We start from the raw sequence: 15877 nt of genomic DNA, 5'->3' as shown, positions 1-15877 counted from the left end.
CAATACGATAAATGTGATTATGGTTTATTAACGTGTAATTTATGAATGATAAGTATTATAATCAAGTTGATATCCTTAAATAAGTGATTTGCTTATTTCAATTAAGTGAATCACTTACTTGCTGGATAAGTAAAACGCTGTTTTTGAATGGAATGGGTTGTTTTTCGCTTTAAATCCATTTAATTTTCTACAAGTTTTTAATGTCAAACCAAACCTAAACTATTATGAAAAATATTGCTTTACAAGAGAGAGTTAACAAATTTATGGAAGGGTTAATTGCCCGAAATCCAAATGAACCAGAATTTCATCAAGCAGCGCGTGAGGTTATTGAGAGCATTATGCCTTTTATTGAGGAGAATCCTATTTATCAGGACGAAAAGATACTCGAGCGCATAACAGAACCTGAACGTGTTGTTATGTTTAGAGTGCCATGGATCGACGACAAAGGGCAGGTTCAAATAAATAGGGGCTATAGGATTGAAATGAATAGTGCCATAGGCCCTTACAAAGGTGGTTTGCGTTTTCACCCAACAGTAAACCTTAGCATTCTAAAATTCTTAGCTTTTGAACAGGTATTCAAAAATAGCTTAACATCGCTGCCGATGGGTGGTGGTAAAGGTGGTTCCGATTTCGATCCTAAGGGTAAAAGCGATAAGGAGGTTATGCGTTTTTGTCAAAGTTTCATGACGGAGCTTTACCGTCATATTGGCCCAAACACCGATGTGCCTGCAGGTGATATAGGTGTTGGTGGACGCGAAATAGGCTACCTTTTTGGACAGTACAAGCGTATTGTGAACGAATTTACTGGTGTCCTTACAGGAAAAGGTTTGAAATGGGGTGGCTCTCTAATTCGCCCCGAAGCTACAGGTTACGGAAATGTATACTTCGCACAAGAAATGCTTAAGACCCGTGGCGAAACGTTCGAAGGGAAGATTGTAACCGTTTCGGGTTCAGGAAATGTTGCCCAATTTACAGTTGAAAAGGTTAACCAGCTAGGAGGTAAGGTTGTTACGCTTTCCGATTCCGATGGTTTTATTTACGATCCCGATGGCATCGACGATGAAAAACTGAAATATGTGATGTGGCTTAAGAATGAGAAACGTGGACGTATTAAGGAGTATGCCGAAAAGTATGGATGTGATTACTTCCCTGCTGAGCGCCCATGGGGTATTAAGTGCGATATTGCATTGCCTTCTGCTACTCAAAACGAAATTAATGGTGAAGAGGCTAAAACATTGGTTCGTAACGGTTGTTTCTGTGTTTCCGAAGGGGCTAATATGCCTTCAACCCCCGAGGCTGTCGATGTGTTCCTAAATGCTAAAATCCTTTTTGGACCTGGTAAAGCTGCTAATGCAGGTGGCGTTGCAACATCTGGATTGGAAATGTCGCAAAACTCCTTGCGTTTATCTTGGACTCGTGAAGAGGTTGACCAGCGTTTACACCAAATCATGATTAATATTCACGAAACTTGCCGTAAATATGGTACCAAAGAGGATGGTTTTATAAACTATGTTGATGGTGCAAACATTGGAGGTTTTGTTAAGGTTGCCGATGCTATGATTGCTCAAGGTGTTGTATAACCCTTATAGTATGAAAAATATTTGCGCTAACTAGTGATTTTGTAAAGGGCGGAATGTAAGGTGGTTATGCCTGAAGTTCCGCTCTTGCCTTTAAAATTATATGGTTTTTAACCATTATTGAGAACAACCATACCAAAAAAATCTTTTTTTTGTATTAAGAAATTAACATGTTTTCATATCAGCCTAAAATATTGAAAATTTAAAACCATGCGAGTTCAACGACTACCCCAAAAATCAGGTAACGGTGTTTTAGCCGATGATGTTGATTTATCGTTAATTGAACCCTTAATTCAGAAATACAAGGGGAAAAAAGGGAACCTAATTCCCTTGCTGCAGGGAGTGCAGTCTGTTTATGGATATATTCCGCGTGCTGCATTTGAACGACTTGCCGATGAAACTGGCCTTACCTTAAGCGATATGTATGGCGTGGCAACCTTTTACGCTCAATTCCGCCTTTCACCAGTAGGTAAGCATATTATTAAGGTCTGTCATGGGACAGCGTGCCACGTTCAAGGTGCCGATGCCATTTCGCTTGCACTTAAAGAGGCCCTTAAAGTAAACGATGGCGAAACTACTCCCGATAAGCTTTTCACACTTGAAACAGTTGCTTGCCTTGGATGTTGCTCTCTTGCTCCTGTAATGATGATTGACGAGGAGACCTATGGTAAGTTAACAGGTAGCTCTGCAGTAAAAATAGTTAAGGAAATTAAAATTAAGGAAACCCAGCAAAAAGGCTAATAGTGCTTTAGCACTTGCAACCTTTTAAATCATTATAACGCATTAAACGATGGCAGAAACAAAAGTAATTGTTGGTTTAGGTAGTTGCGGCATTGCCGCTGGAGCCAACAAGGTTTACAATAAGTTTAAAGAGCTTAAAGAAGCCGATAACCTCGATTTTGAATTGGCTAAAACAAGTTGTATTGGGATGTGCTTTCGGGAGCCCCTTGTTGAGGTGGTAGATGAGAATGGTTCAATGATATATGGCGATGTAGATGAGGAAAAGGCAATTGATATAATTCAACAGCATGTGCTGGGGCACAATCCTATAAAGGAGTATGTGGTTAAGACTGACCAGTTTGAAACACCCGACCAAACTTATTTCGATGGTCAGGTGAAAATTGCCCTAAGGAATTGTGGCTACATTGATCCTGAAAATATTCATGAGTATGAGGCACGAGGTGGTTATCAAGCCTTGAAAAAGTTAGCACATGAATCAATCACTCCAGAACAGGTTATTCAAACCATTATCGATTCTGGTTTGAGGGGCCGTGGTGGCGGTGGATTCCCTACTGGAATGAAATGGCGCTTTGCCCGTGCCAACCAATCCGACGAGAAGTATATTATTTGTAATGCCGATGAGGGCGATCCGGGTGCTTTTATGGACCGTTCTCTGCTTGAGGGCGACCCACATGCAGTTATTGAGGGGATGATAATTGGCGCCTATGCCATTGGTGCTAACCAAGGGGTTATCTATTGCAGGGCCGAATATCCGTTGGCTATCAAACGGTTAAATATTGCGTTGGATCAAGCACGTGAGCACGGCTATCTGGGAAAGAATATTATGGGAATTCAGGGCTTTAACCTCGATATCTATATAAAAGAAGGTGCGGGTGCGTTTGTTTGCGGCGAGGAAACTGCGCTTATGGCATCCATAGAGGGCAAACGAGGAATGCCCTCGAAACGCCCACCATTCCCTGCAGAAAAAGGGCTTTGGCAAAGGCCCTCCAACATTAATAATGTTGAAACCTTTGCAAATGTTCCATATATTGTTGCAAACGGTCCCGAATCGTACAACAAGTATGGCACAGAAAAAAGCAAGGGAACCAAAGTATTTGCCCTAACAGGGAAAATAAAGCACGGCGGGCTTGTTGAGGTGCCTATGGGAACCCCCCTTCGTGATATTATCTATAAGCTTGGTGGAGGAATCCAGAACGATAAAAAGTTTAAGGCTGTTCAGCTAGGTGGTCCTTCGGGTGGATGTATTCCTGAACATCTTATTGATATACAGGTGGATTACGAGCAGGTGAATGCCACAGGTGCTATCATGGGGTCTGGTGGTATGGTAGTTATGGATGAAACAACCTGTATGGTAGATGTGGCCAGGTTTTTCCTCGACTTTACTCAAAAGGAATCGTGTGGTAAATGTACTTTCTGTCGTATTGGAACCAAGCGAATGCTTGAGATACTTACTCGTATAACCGAAGGTGAAGGTCAGGAGGGCGATATTGAAAAGCTAGAGGAATTGGCACTTCAGGTTAAAGAGAGTTCGCTTTGTGGATTGGGACAAACAGCACCAAATCCTGTTCTTACTACAATAAAATATTTCCGACATGAGTATGAGGCTCATATACGCGATAAGAAGTGCCCTGCTCATAGTTGTACTAAACTGCTCACTTACGAAATTGATCCTAACAAGTGTACCGGATGTACCGTTTGTGCAGTGAAATGCCCTGTAAAGGCTATTGATGGTGAGCGTAAAAAGGTTCATCACATTAACCAAGATATCTGCATTAAATGTGGCGATTGCTATAATAACTGCCGTTTCGATGCCATTACTAAAAATTAATCTTTGACTATTTAACGAATAAAATATCGACTTGAAATGAGCGAATTGGTCAATATAGTTCTCAACGGTAAAAATATTACGGCCCATAAAGGTGAGTATATCCTTGATGTTGCTCGCCGCCATGGCATAGAAATTCCTACTCTTTGTAACGATCCAAGGTTAGAGCCTTACTCGTCGTGCTTTGTTTGTGTTGTTGAAATAGAGGGACAACGCAACCTCCAGCCTTCCTGCTCCACTAGAGTAGTTGAAGGAATGAAGATTAATACCGATAACGAACGAGTTCATAAGGCTCGGAAAACTGCACTTGACCTTATAATGAGCAACCATTATGCCGACTGTGTTGCTCCATGTAGAGAGCGTTGCCCTGCAGGCGTCGATGTTCAGGGATACATCTCACTTATTGAGAAAGGACTATACAGCGAAGCAATTGGGCTTATTAAGGAGGTTAACCCGTTGCCTGCCATTTGTGGTAGGGTTTGCGTTCGCCCTTGCGAAGCGGCATGTCGCCGAAACTATATGGACGAGGGGCATGGCGTGGGTATTGATTACTTAAAGCGCTTTGCTGCCGACCGCGACCTCGAGTCAAATCAGCATTTTAAACCCAAAGTAGCTCCATCAACAGGAAAAAAGGTGGCGATTATAGGTGCAGGTCCAGGTGGACTTTCCGCGGCCTATTTCCTTCAACAAAAAGGGCATCAGTGCGATATTTTTGAGGCGCAGCCTCATGCTGGAGGTTGGTTGCGCTATGGAATCCCAGAATATCGATTACCAAATGATATAATCGATAAGGAGGTCGCTGCTGTAACAGAGCTGGGTGTGAACATCTACTATAATCAGCGCTTGGGTAAAAACTTGAGCTATAAAACTATAGCAGAGAATTACGATGCCATGATTCTTACCATTGGTTCTCAGAGGGGACAACTACTTCGAGCCGAAGGGGAAGATGCCGATGGAGTTTTTTCTGGTATCGATTTCCTGCGAAACATGGAGGTTACCGGGCAACGCTACGACTTTAGCGGTAAACGAGTGGCTGTTGTTGGCGGAGGAAACACTGCAATGGACTGCTGTAGAACAGCTGTTAGATGTGGTAGCACCGATGTGACAGTCATTTATCGAAGAACCGAAGCCGAAATGCCAGCTAACCCAATTGAAATTCATGAATCAAAGCTCGAAGGCGTTAAATACATGTTTTTAACTGCTCCCGTCAGGGTTAATAAAACCGCCGATGGTAAGGTTAAATCCATGACTCTTGTTCGCATGGAACTTGGCGAACCAGATGAATCAGGACGTAGACGCCCTGTCCCGGTTGAGGGCTCTGAGTTTGAAATGGAGTTCGACTACATTCTTGCTGCAATAGGGCAGAAAACTGAAATCGATTTTCTGGATGATGTTAATAATCATGCCAAGAATGGAGAGCTAAAAGCCAATAAGTGGGGCGATATTGATGCCGATAGAAAAACATTGCAAACTGGCATCCCCTCTGTTTTTGCAGCAGGCGATGGGGTAACTGGCCCTGCAACTATTATCGAGGCAATTGCTCAGGCTAAACTTGCTTCACATAGCTGCCACTTGTATTTAACCGGTCAGCCTGTTGTGCCACCTCGTAAGGAGTTCCTCAGTAAAAAGGATAATTTCAAACAGCTAACAACCGATGATTTTGTAACCCGATACCAAAAGCAGCTTCGCGAGGAGATGCCTGTGCTCGATGCTAATCAACGTGTCAACTTCAACGAAGTTGAACTTGGCTATACACATGAGCAGGCTATGAATGAAACTGCCCGTTGCCTAGAGTGCGGTTGTGTGGAGTATTTTGAGTGTGACCTAAAGCGCCATGCCGATACATACCAGGCCGACCAGCTGCGTTTTATGGGTGACCACAAAGAATTTGATGTAAACTTCTCACATCCTTTTATTGAAATTGATAACAATAAGTGTATTCTTTGTTCGCGATGCATTAGGATTTGTAAAGAGGTTGTTGGTGCAAATGCTTTAACCCTAGTAAAGCGTGGTTTTGATACCTATGTTGCCCCTGCTTTTGGCGATAACCTTGCCGATACTACTTGCGAATCCTGTGGGTTGTGTATTTCGGCATGTCCCACTGGAGCAATTACTGAAAATGTTCCGTTTAAACCTGGTCCAGTTAAAACCGATAAGTTTGAAACCATTTGTGGTTACTGCTCGGTTGGGTGTAAGTTAACTTTCCATCATAAGGGTGGATACCTAATGCGGGTAACTGGTGCTAATGGTCAGGTAAATGCCGATGGGAACCTCTGCATGTATGGTAAATTTGGTTATAGGGAATTTAATAGCATATACAGGCTAACAAAACCACTTAAAAAAGTAAACGGTAAGTTTGTCGAAATCTCCTACGATGAGGCAATTAGTTTAATAGCTGAAAAAATAAAATCAGCCAAACCCGATGCCAACGCTTTCTTTGCTGGTGCAACCCTTACCAACGAGGAGCAATACCTTGTACAGAAACTTGCTCGTGCAGGTGCCAAAACAAATAATATAGGAAGTTTCCATTATCTTGGTACAGGTGAGGGTTTTACTGTCGACTCTACGCAAAATGCCATGTTTGCCGATATAAGTAAGGCAAACCATATCTATCTTTTTGCCACTCAAATTAATAGGTACAATGCTGTGGCAGGTTACATGGTGAATGCATCGAAAAAACCTGTTACTGTTATTGCTCGCAATGAATCAAACCTTTCCAATAGGTCGCAGGAACTAATTAAGGTTGATTCCTACTACCATTTCATTAAGGCTGTAAACCACTACTTGTTAGCTGGGAATAAACAAAACATGGTTTACATCGGTGATCATTGCGAAGGATTTGGCGATTATAGCGCAAACTTGCTTGAGGAGGATTACGCTAAGCTTTGTGCACAAGCAGGGTGCGACCGTGAAGTTATTGAACGTTTTGCCAATGAGTTTAACAACGACTATGGCGCTTTACTTTTGTTTGCCGAAGCAGAGGTTACCGATAATACTGCCGCCGAGATTAGAAATCTAATGCTTATTACTGGTAAATTAGGCAAATCGACTGGAGGTCTGATTGCATTGAAACCTAAAAACAACTCACACGGGCTAATTGACATGGGTATTAATCCTCAATTAGGAATTGGTGGACAGCTAGTTTCCGATCAAAGCTATATTGATAAGCTAAAACAGAAATGGCTGGTTGATCACTTACCTGAAAAATCGCATAATCTTTCCGATTTGCTTGAGCAAGGTGCAATTGAGAACCTAGTTATTGTTGGCGAGGACCCAATAGGAACAGCAAAGTATAAGGTGAAAGTAAAAGAACTCATACAAAAGTCATCCTTTAAAGTGGTGGTTGATACATTTCTGACCGAAACAGCTAAAGAAGCAGATGTAGTAATACCAGCATCGCTTTGGTTTGAATCGGGCGGTTCGTTTGCTAATACAAATCATACTATTCAACAATTCGGGGCAGAGCTTAAGCCCAAGGTTGAAAGTACAACGCTAGAAGTTTTAGCATCACTACTAAACAAACTTGATGTTAAAACCGATAATGATGTGTATGATATTCAGACCGAAATTTTATCGTTGCTTCCTCAGGAGAACACATCCCTAACTGATTTGAGGTTTATTCAAACTCACAATGAGGGCGAGTCCCTTCAATTTAAAGCGGGATGTAGCTACCTAATGAATAGTTTCGATATCGATTTTGAGGAAAAACTTATAAATGCAAAAACTAAAAGCCATGAAAGAGTTCTCTAACATTGACGATATCCTTGACTTTGCGATAGATCGCGAACAGGATGCTGTTGATTTTTATAACCGCCTAGCAGGTAACGCTAGAAATAACGACATGAAGAAAACCTTTGAACAGTTTGCCCAAGAGGAGATGGGACACAAGGCTCGCCTTGTAAAAATAAAGGAGGAAGGCGTTGTGAGTTTGCCTAATGAGAAGGTGGCCGACTTAAAAGTTGCTGATTATGTTGTTCTTGAATCGGAACGTGAGGATATGAATTATGAGCAGGCTCTTGTACTTGCTATGAAGCGTGAAAAAGCGGCCTTTAAACTCTATATGGCGCTCTCGGACCGTGTTGATAAGGCTGAATATAAAGAGCTTTTCAAACAGCTAGCACAGGAAGAGTCGAGACATAAGCTACGCTTTGAACTGGAGTACGATGAATATGTTTTGCGAGAGAACTAGATTTTAATTACTTTATTATAGCAATAAAGCCGCATGAGATAAACATGCGGCTTTTCTTTTACTAAACGGATTGCGATAACGCTTTTTGCAAAAAGTAGTTTAGTTTGTATCCTGCTAAATATCTCGATAATATGGTTTCTGCAATGTTTTTATTATTAATAAGTTGCGATGTTTTAACCTCGCTCATGTAGTAAAACTGTTTTAGTGCTATTTCAGGGATTGAATTTGCTAATTCCTTGTACTTAACAGGAAGGCGTTTGCTTTTATCTCCTAAAATCATTTTATGGCATTCTACGAAGGTTGTATCTGTGGTTATCGCTTTAAATTTCTCGGGATGCTCTGCAATGTAATCCCTAATCTTCTCAAGCATTTCGCTGCTAAGATTATATAAGCCTCCACCGATATAACTCTTTTCAGCACCAATTGCAAGGTAGTATCCCGGATATAACGATTTTCTTCCACCTTTTACTATGGCTGCTTTTAGCTCTGTGTTGTATGGCGTTTTGTCTTTAGAAAATCGTATGTCTCTGTTGATCCTGAAGATAGCACTGTTTACATCTTGCCCCGAGACGGTTTTGTCAAATAATGAAATTCTACTTATTAGCTCCGATACAAGTTCCTTGAAAGGAATTAAGCATTCTTTTTCGTAAACCTTTCTGTTTTGATTAAACCAGTCGCGGTTATTGTTTCTTTCTAACTCTGTGAAAAATGTCACAAATTTATCATTCAGCATTGTCCCTAAAATTTCTTCAGTTCTAGTGGTAAACTTTCTTTATGAACCCAATTAGTAGAAGTGCCGATGTTAATACAAAGAAAAATGCACCAACAAACCCTACATAATCAAATGTAGTGGCAGGATATGATATTCCCCTGAGGAAAAGTGCAAGAGGCATTATTAACATCAGCACACCTGACCATGAGGTGATGTTTTTTGTTTTTTCAGTAAGTCCCAGGAAAGGAATTATAAAGGCTAAAATCAGATTGTATAGGGCAAATGGCATACCATGTGTATGGACTGCCCTAATCAATGCTTCTCCCTTTTTAATCATATAATACCCATCGTAAGCGCTAGGAAACCTAGAATCATAGTTCATTCCAATATACATTCCAGCAAATGCGGAAAGAATTAGCATTATAGCACCTGCAATTGCATTTCTGTAGAAGAAGTTTTTACTCATGGCATATGAATTTATTAACCGTTTGTGAATTAATTTATTTCGCAAATTAACGCATAATCAGCGCTAATTATGTTAGTTAATAATGACAATATGATATGTTAAAAGTGACAAGTGTGTATTGCGTGTAAAATTATCCGTACCTTAGCTGATGATAATTAAAAGATCTGAACTAATGAGAGTTGGAGTTTTGGCCCTTGAAGATTGTACCCCTTTAACCATGATTGGGCCTATGGAGATATTGAGAAAGGCAGGTCAATTTTGCCAATCGATGAATGGATTGCAAAAACCCTTTTTTGATGTGCAAATTGTTTCGTCTGGACCAAAAATGATAAACACTGCAAATGGCTATCCCATATTTTGCCATGCTAACATTCATGATGTTGATAAGTTAGATTTGATAATAATTCCAGGATTAGATGGAGATGTTGAGAAGCAGCTTCAGATAAACTATAGTTTTGTACCTTGGATAAAAGATATGTACAATAAAGGTTCTCAAGTTGCTAGTATTTGCACTGGAGCTTTCCTTCTTGCTGAAACAGGTTTGATGAATGGGAAAAATACAACTACACATTGGATTGCTGTGGATTTATTTAGGCAACGATATCCCGATGTGGATTTGCTACCTGAAAAGATTATAGTCGATAATGGCAACATTTATTCTTGTGGAGGTGCAACCTCTTACCAAAACCTAATGATTTATCTGGTTGAAAAGTTTTGTGGTATTGAAGTGGCGCATTATACAGCTAAAATGCTTCTCATTGACATTAATAAAAACTCTCAGTCGTTTTATTCCATTTTCAGTACTCAAAAAAGCCACACCGATGAACTTATTCTTAAAATACAGAATTTTATAGAGCAAAACTATGAGGTTGATCTATCTTTAGATTTACTGTCAGAATATTTTGCTATTAGCAAACGAACATTAATACGTCGTTTTAAAAAGGCAACTAGTAATACACCACATGAATATATACAGCGAGTGCGAGTTGAGGCAGCAAAGAAAAAGTTAGAAACATCTAACTTAACCGTTTCCCAAATTATTAATAAGGTGGGCTACGAAGACCCGCTGGCTTTCAGAAAAATCTTTAAAAAGTTTACGGGGAGTTCACCCCTTGATTATCGGAACAAATTTTCTTTTACATAACTAAAACTTAATGACTATGGCAACAATCAATGTTTATTTGAATTTTAACGGAAACTGTAAAGAAGTTTTCGAATTTTACAAAGAGATATTTCATGGTGAATTTATCGATTTGAATTACTATAAGGAAATGCCACAAATGGAGAATATGCCTCCTCTTCCTGAAGAATTTTCTGAAAAGATAATGCATGTAAGTTTGAAAGTGGGAGAGAATTCTATACTAATGGGCTCCGATGTTATTCCTGGCATGAGTGATCCTCTTCAGGTCGGTAATAATTTTTCTATTTCAGTTAATTGCAATTCAAAAGATGAAGCCGATTCATATTTTAACGCTTTATCACAAGGCGGGAAAGTCGTAATGCCTCTAGGTGAAACATTCTGGGGAGCCTATTTTGGAATGTTGAACGATAAATTTGGAATAAGCTGGATGTTTAATGTGCCACTAAAATAACTTTTTGAAAACATCTGTAACTATGAATCCTTTTGATGCGTTAAAAGAGAGGTTGTTGCAAATTGATGGAGTTGAGGAGTCAACCATAATGCGCAAACCATGCTTGAGGTTCAACGGAGATTTCTTGGCAATGTATTTAGAAAAAAACAATGCTATTGTAATCAAGACAAAGCCTCAACTAGTTAAAAAATATATTGATCAAGGCATTGCATCGCCTTTTAATATAACTGGACGGAATTTTAAAGAATGGATACAGCTCGATCAAGAATTTCATAATCTTGCGTACGATATTATTACTGAATCTATTCAAATGTAATTTTTATAGAAATGAATACTGATGAACGCATAGCAAAAATGTCATTTGCAAAGATTTATCCTCTTTACTTAGAGAAAGTTGAGAAGAAAGGTCGCACCAAAGAAGAACTAGACCAGGTTATTGAATGGCTAACTGGTTATGATTCTGCTAAAATTCAAGATTTCATTAGCAAGGATGTGACTTTTGAGGAGTTCTTTGCAGGTGCAAATTTAAACGCCAATGCAAATCTAATCACTGGTAAGGTCTGTGGTGTTCAGGTTGAATCAATTGAGAACACTTTGACAAGAAAGGTTAGGTATCTAGATAAACTCGTTGATGAGCTGGCAAAAGGCCGTAAATTGGAAAAAATTCTACGTGGCTGATGTCAATGTTATTATCGCTTACCTGTTTGTATTGCTTAAATTCTATTTTTTGCTGAATGGATAAAAAGACAAAGCTTTCCCTTACCTTACCTATTGTAGCAGCTGTTCTAACTGCTTGCGCTTTTATTTTTCTATACTTTTATATAGGTATCTACCAGCGGGAAAATTCTTATGAAGATTCAAAGTGGATAGCCATTCAACAGTCTCGAAATGCAGCTACAGAGATAAACAGCCTGTTTCTTTCTGCATTGTATACTTTACGGTCAATTGCCAAGCAAGAAGTTTTAATTAGGAATGAAGGTGCGCAAAGAGACGAGGTTATGGCTTTGCTTAGGAGGTATGCTAAAGAGTACCCTCAGTATTTAGCATTTTGGACAATGTGGGAGCCAAACAAATTTGATGGAAAGGATTGGTATTATAAGAACACTCCTTATTTTGACACGGAGGGGCATTTTACCTATGCCTGCTTTCATTTCCATGATTCTTTGTTTGATGAAAAAATAACAGCTCCCGAAGAGTATCTTGAAAATTATTACACCATTCCCAAAGAAACCAAGAGGGAAATGGTACTTGAACCCTACTACTACAGCTACTCAGGCTTGCCAAAGGTGTTTTATGAAACTTCGGTGATTGTTCCTATCATAATTGACACAACATTTTATGGAATTGTTGGCATTGACATCGACCTGAATAGAATACAGCAGAAGTTAAAAAATCTTCGTCTAAAATCAGGTACGGTTTCATTAATTGCTTCTACTGGTGAAATTGTGGCACATGACGACTCCTCCATGATTGGAGAAAATATTTACAACTATATCGAAAGAAATGATACTTTATTTTCTTATGCGATAAAAAGTGGCATAGAATACAGCTACGAAACAACTTCACGTATTGCTAACGATGAGGTTTTTAGGGTATTATACCCAATTGGGCTTAATGGAAATATCTATCCATGGTACATCATGGTTGAAATAAGCAAGCGTAAGGCTACTTTTCGCTCAATCAACTTGTACTATGTATCAATTGGTGTTTTGATAGTTGGCATGCTTTTAATCACATATTTGATATTCAACATATTTGAAAGGATTAGGTATGAGAAAAATCTCATAAATGCCAAAGAACGAGCGGAATCGGCCGATAAGCTAAAAACTCTGTTTCTCCATAATCTAAGCCATGAAATTCGTACTCCTTTGAATGCAATTATTGGCTTTACACAGCTTTTATTACATCAAAACGAAAACCTTGATGAGGAACAGAAAGAGAGCGTAAAAATCATTAAAAAGAGTAGCGACCAGCTTAACGCAATCATTAACGATATTATTGCCATTTCATCCCTGGAAACAGGGCTGGAACGGTTATCTCCATCTCCAACAAATCTTAGTCAGCTGATTGATGACATCCAAGGAATGGTTAAAATTTCTGTTGATGAAAACAAAATAACGATAAATACTTCCAAATCGCACACAGGTCCCGAGGCAATTGTTCTGGTTGATAAAATTAAGCTAAGGAGAATTATCAATAATTTATTGTCAAATGCCGTCAAGTTTACCAAAGAGGGGACGATTGAGTTTGGTTATAGCATTAATAATGATGTTGTTGAGTTTTTTGTAAGTGATACTGGTATTGGTATCGATTCGAGTAAGTTAGAACTTATTTTTGAACAATTTACTCAAGCCGATGAAGCGATTCAAACACAATACGGGGGCACAGGAATTGGCCTTTCAATTTGTAAGGGTTATGTAGAACTCATGCATGGGAAAATTTGGGTTAAATCGGAGTTAGGTAAAGGAGCTACTTTCTTCTTTACTGTGCCTTATAAGCCGGTAACTGTTGGAAATAGGTTAATACTATAAATTATGAGCGAGAAAAAAGCAAAACGCACTGTTTTGATTGCAGAGGATGATATTAATAGTTTCAGACTATTAAGGGCGGTGTTAAAGGATTATGATTGTGAAATATTGCATGTTGATGATGGCCAAAAGGCAGTGGATGTATGTAAATCAGACAATACAATCTCTTTAATCCTTATGGATATAAAAATGCATGGAATGGATGGGGTTACTGCAACTAAAAAGATTAAAGAAATTAATCCCAATATTGTTGTTGTTGCCCAAACCGCCTATGCAACTAACGATGACATCGATTTGTATAAGGATGTTTTTGATGCTTACCTTACCAAACCGCTCAACCTTGTTGAGCTTAAAAGAGTTTTGAATCAACTTTGTAAAAAGTAAAGAAATATGATGGATAAAAGAAAGGGGCTGAAATTCGGCCCCTAACTTTTTATTAAATACAGTAAAAATTAAAATTTGTACTGGTTGTCCTCAATTAGTTTGTCGGCAATGCGACGGCGTGCTTCCTTAACGTTAACAGGTGCAACCTTGCAAAGCCTATCAACAGCATTGCCTAATTTAGAAAGTTCTGGCTCAGCTGCAAATGAGTTTACAGCATCCATGGCATTTTTGCGGATGCGCCCGGCTGCATCGTATACAAATACATCAACAATATCTTTGTAAATATCGATATTCTGCTTACCCATATTTTCCAATTTCTTAACCCTAAGAGCAAGCGATTCGGCAACATACAAATCCATGATGATGTTGCTGATATTATTTTGAACTTCTTGCTCAGCAGCGAATGCCTTACCAAAGGCCTTAGAAGCACCGTAAATACCTAACATGGCAATCTTCTTAAAGTTACGGATGGTTTGCATCTTTTGCTCATAGTAGTCGTTTGAGCCATTTTCTGCAACAATGCCGTCGAGATTATTGTAGAGCTGCTCGGCAGGTCCCATTAGGTCGTATTCGCCTTTAAGAGAACGCTTAATAGCAGTATCGATTACAAGCAGACGGTTAATCTCATTGGTGCCCTCAAAAATACGATTGATGCGAGAATCGCGATAACCGCGCTCAACGTTCATCTCGGCTGAATAGCCCATTCCACCATGAATTTGAACACCTTCATCAACCACAAAATCGAGCATCTCCGAACCATTAACCTTAAGAATGGCATCTTCTACGGCGTAATGGCTAATGGCGTCAATTGCTGCACGGCCATACTCGCATCCTTCCGATTTGTATTTTTCGATAAGGTCATCGATATCTTTACTTACTCGGTAAATAGCCGATTCGTGTGCATAGGTCCTGATAACCATTTCGGCTAGCTTGTGCTTTATGGCACCAAAGTTTGCAATCTTTGTGTTGAATTGCTTTCGCTCATTGGCATATTGAACCGATTGGGTAATGGTTTCCTTTGCAGCACCAATTACGTTTGCGCCAAGTTTCATACGTCCCATGTGAAGAATGCTAAGCGCAATACGGAAACCCTCACCGCGTCTGCCAAGCATGTTTTCAACAGGAACTTTTACATCGTTGTAATATATTTGTGCTGTTGATGAGCCCTTAATCCCCATTTTATGCTCATCGGGACCAATAACTACGCCAGGCCAGCTGCTTTCAACAATGAAGGCACTTAATACACGGTCGTTCTCAACCTTTGCAAAAACAACCTGTGTGTCGGCAAAACCTGCATTGGTAATCCACATCTTTTGTCCATTTAGGATGTAGTACTTCCCATCTTCCGATAGCTTAGCAGTGGTTTTGCCTGAATTGGCATCGCTACCAGCACCTGGCTCGGTAAGGCAGTATGCACCAATAAGTTCACCAGTTGCTAGACGTGCTACATATTTCTGACGTTGCTCTTCGTTACCATAGTATAGAATAGGCATAGTACCTATACCGCAATGGCACATATAGGCAACTGAAAAAGAATACCCTGCACCAGTTGTTTCAGCCACAAGCATTTGTGTTACAAAGTCTTGTCCGAAACCATTGTATTGCTCAGGTACTGCAATACCAAGCATTCCAAGTTCGCCTGATTTTTGAAGAATGCTTTTCATGAGTTCCCTGTCACCTTTATCTATATCGTCGAGTTTTGGGAAAACCTCAGCATCCATAAAATCACGACAGGTTTGAGCAATCATGCGTTGCTCTTCGTTAAATTCCTCGGGAATAAAAATGTCGTTAGCGTCTATCTCGTTTACAAGAAATTCGCCACTTTTTAGCAATTTTCTTTCACTCATAACTGTTTCGGTTTAT

The 15877-nt window shown here is 39.6% G+C and carries 14 protein-coding genes; 11 read left to right on the top strand and 3 right to left on the bottom strand.

The window, feature by feature from the left end:
- Positions 1-224 precede the first annotated feature (224 nt).
- From gdhA to FHG85_RS09360, 5 genes are all read left to right on the top strand, one after another.
- Positions 225-1580: an NADP-specific glutamate dehydrogenase gene (gene gdhA, locus FHG85_RS09380; RefSeq protein ID WP_173075211.1), complete on the top strand. Its 1356-nt coding sequence runs from the start codon at positions 225-227 to the stop codon at positions 1578-1580.
- A 207-nt stretch (positions 1581-1787) separates the two neighbouring features.
- Positions 1788-2318, top strand: a complete 531-nt coding sequence (gene nuoE, locus FHG85_RS09375; protein ID WP_173075210.1) for an NADH-quinone oxidoreductase subunit NuoE — start codon at positions 1788-1790, stop codon at positions 2316-2318.
- Between the two features lie 49 nt (positions 2319-2367).
- Positions 2368-4146 carry an NADH-quinone oxidoreductase subunit NuoF gene (locus FHG85_RS09370; RefSeq protein ID WP_173075209.1) on the top strand — a complete coding sequence of 593 codons (1779 nt, stop codon included), beginning with the start codon at positions 2368-2370 and terminating at the stop codon, positions 4144-4146.
- 36 nt (positions 4147-4182) lie between these two features.
- Entirely contained in the window at positions 4183-7893 is a 3711-nt protein-coding gene (locus FHG85_RS09365) for an FAD-dependent oxidoreductase (RefSeq protein WP_173075207.1), read from the top strand.
- Entirely contained in the window at positions 7877-8332 is a 456-nt protein-coding gene (locus FHG85_RS09360) for a ferritin-like domain-containing protein (RefSeq protein ID WP_173076846.1), read from the top strand. Before FHG85_RS09365 ends, FHG85_RS09360 begins: the two co-directional genes overlap by 17 nt.
- A gap of 61 nt (positions 8333-8393) precedes the next feature.
- Here FHG85_RS09360 and FHG85_RS09355 read toward each other — a convergent pair whose 3' ends face one another.
- Together FHG85_RS09355 and FHG85_RS09350 are read right to left on the bottom strand one after the other, a co-directional pair.
- Entirely contained in the window at positions 8394-9065 is a 672-nt protein-coding gene (locus FHG85_RS09355) for a DUF2461 domain-containing protein (protein WP_173075205.1), read from the bottom strand.
- Positions 9066-9087: 22 nt separating this feature from the next.
- Entirely contained in the window at positions 9088-9510 is a 423-nt protein-coding gene (locus tag FHG85_RS09350; RefSeq protein WP_173075203.1) for a hypothetical protein, read from the bottom strand.
- 172 nt (positions 9511-9682) lie between these two features.
- On the opposite strand from FHG85_RS09350, the gene FHG85_RS09345 reads away from it, so the two are divergent.
- Genes FHG85_RS09345 through FHG85_RS09320 form a run of 6 tightly spaced genes read left to right on the top strand, consistent with a single transcriptional unit; the run spans position 9683 to position 14014 of the window.
- Positions 9683-10654, top strand: a complete 972-nt coding sequence (locus FHG85_RS09345) for a GlxA family transcriptional regulator (RefSeq protein WP_173075201.1) — start codon at positions 9683-9685, stop codon at positions 10652-10654.
- 16 nt (positions 10655-10670) lie between these two features.
- The gene (locus FHG85_RS09340) at positions 10671-11102 is read left to right on the top strand and encodes a VOC family protein (protein WP_173075199.1); all 432 of its coding nucleotides are present in this window, start codon (positions 10671-10673) and stop codon (positions 11100-11102) included.
- Between the two features lie 22 nt (positions 11103-11124).
- Entirely contained in the window at positions 11125-11418 is a 294-nt protein-coding gene (locus FHG85_RS09335; protein ID WP_173075197.1) for a hypothetical protein, read from the top strand.
- A gap of 11 nt (positions 11419-11429) precedes the next feature.
- Positions 11430-11780, top strand: coding sequence for a DUF2200 domain-containing protein (locus FHG85_RS09330; RefSeq protein ID WP_173075195.1), 351 nt, complete (start codon positions 11430-11432; stop codon positions 11778-11780).
- Positions 11781-11836: 56 nt separating this feature from the next.
- Positions 11837-13633 (top strand): sensor histidine kinase, encoded by a 1797-nt coding sequence (locus FHG85_RS09325; protein ID WP_173075193.1) that lies wholly within the window; start codon positions 11837-11839, stop codon positions 13631-13633.
- Between the two features lie 3 nt (positions 13634-13636).
- Positions 13637-14014: a response regulator gene (locus tag FHG85_RS09320; protein WP_173075191.1), complete on the top strand. Its 378-nt coding sequence runs from the start codon at positions 13637-13639 to the stop codon at positions 14012-14014.
- A gap of 68 nt (positions 14015-14082) precedes the next feature.
- Here the strand turns inward: FHG85_RS09320 and FHG85_RS09315 are convergent, their stop codons facing one another.
- Positions 14083-15861: an acyl-CoA dehydrogenase family protein gene (locus FHG85_RS09315; protein ID WP_173075189.1), complete on the bottom strand. Its 1779-nt coding sequence runs from the start codon at positions 15859-15861 to the stop codon at positions 14083-14085.
- Positions 15862-15877 lie beyond the last annotated feature (16 nt).

Origin of the sequence: Tenuifilum thalassicum (genome assembly GCF_013265555.1) — a bacterium.
GTDB classification, from domain to species: Bacteria; Bacteroidota; Bacteroidia; order Bacteroidales; family Tenuifilaceae; genus Tenuifilum; species Tenuifilum thalassicum.
Note: the sequence above shows the minus strand (reverse complement) of the source record. Positions and strands in the feature narration are given on the sequence as shown.

What these genes read in the sequence shown, in the direction of transcription:
- gdhA (WP_173075211.1), top strand. Translation starts at nt 225, where the DNA reads ATGAAAAATATTGCTTTACAAGAGAGAGTTAACAAATTTATGGAAGGG.
- nuoE (WP_173075210.1), top strand. Translation starts at nt 1,788, where the DNA reads ATGCGAGTTCAACGACTACCCCAAAAATCAGGTAACGGTGTTTTAGCC.
- FHG85_RS09370 (WP_173075209.1), top strand. Translation starts at nt 2,368, where the DNA reads ATGGCAGAAACAAAAGTAATTGTTGGTTTAGGTAGTTGCGGCATTGCC.
- FHG85_RS09365 (WP_173075207.1), top strand. Translation starts at nt 4,183, where the DNA reads ATGAGCGAATTGGTCAATATAGTTCTCAACGGTAAAAATATTACGGCC.
- FHG85_RS09360 (WP_173076846.1), top strand. Translation starts at nt 7,877, where the DNA reads ATGAAAGAGTTCTCTAACATTGACGATATCCTTGACTTTGCGATAGAT.
- FHG85_RS09355 (WP_173075205.1), bottom strand. Translation starts at nt 9,065, where the DNA reads ATGCTGAATGATAAATTTGTGACATTTTTCACAGAGTTAGAAAGAAAC.
- FHG85_RS09350 (WP_173075203.1), bottom strand. Translation starts at nt 9,510, where the DNA reads ATGAGTAAAAACTTCTTCTACAGAAATGCAATTGCAGGTGCTATAATG.
- FHG85_RS09345 (WP_173075201.1), top strand. Translation starts at nt 9,683, where the DNA reads ATGAGAGTTGGAGTTTTGGCCCTTGAAGATTGTACCCCTTTAACCATG.
- FHG85_RS09340 (WP_173075199.1), top strand. Translation starts at nt 10,671, where the DNA reads ATGGCAACAATCAATGTTTATTTGAATTTTAACGGAAACTGTAAAGAA.
- FHG85_RS09335 (WP_173075197.1), top strand. Translation starts at nt 11,125, where the DNA reads ATGAATCCTTTTGATGCGTTAAAAGAGAGGTTGTTGCAAATTGATGGA.
- FHG85_RS09330 (WP_173075195.1), top strand. Translation starts at nt 11,430, where the DNA reads ATGAATACTGATGAACGCATAGCAAAAATGTCATTTGCAAAGATTTAT.
- FHG85_RS09325 (WP_173075193.1), top strand. Translation starts at nt 11,837, where the DNA reads ATGGATAAAAAGACAAAGCTTTCCCTTACCTTACCTATTGTAGCAGCT.
- FHG85_RS09320 (WP_173075191.1), top strand. Translation starts at nt 13,637, where the DNA reads ATGAGCGAGAAAAAAGCAAAACGCACTGTTTTGATTGCAGAGGATGAT.
- FHG85_RS09315 (WP_173075189.1), bottom strand. Translation starts at nt 15,861, where the DNA reads ATGAGTGAAAGAAAATTGCTAAAAAGTGGCGAATTTCTTGTAAACGAG.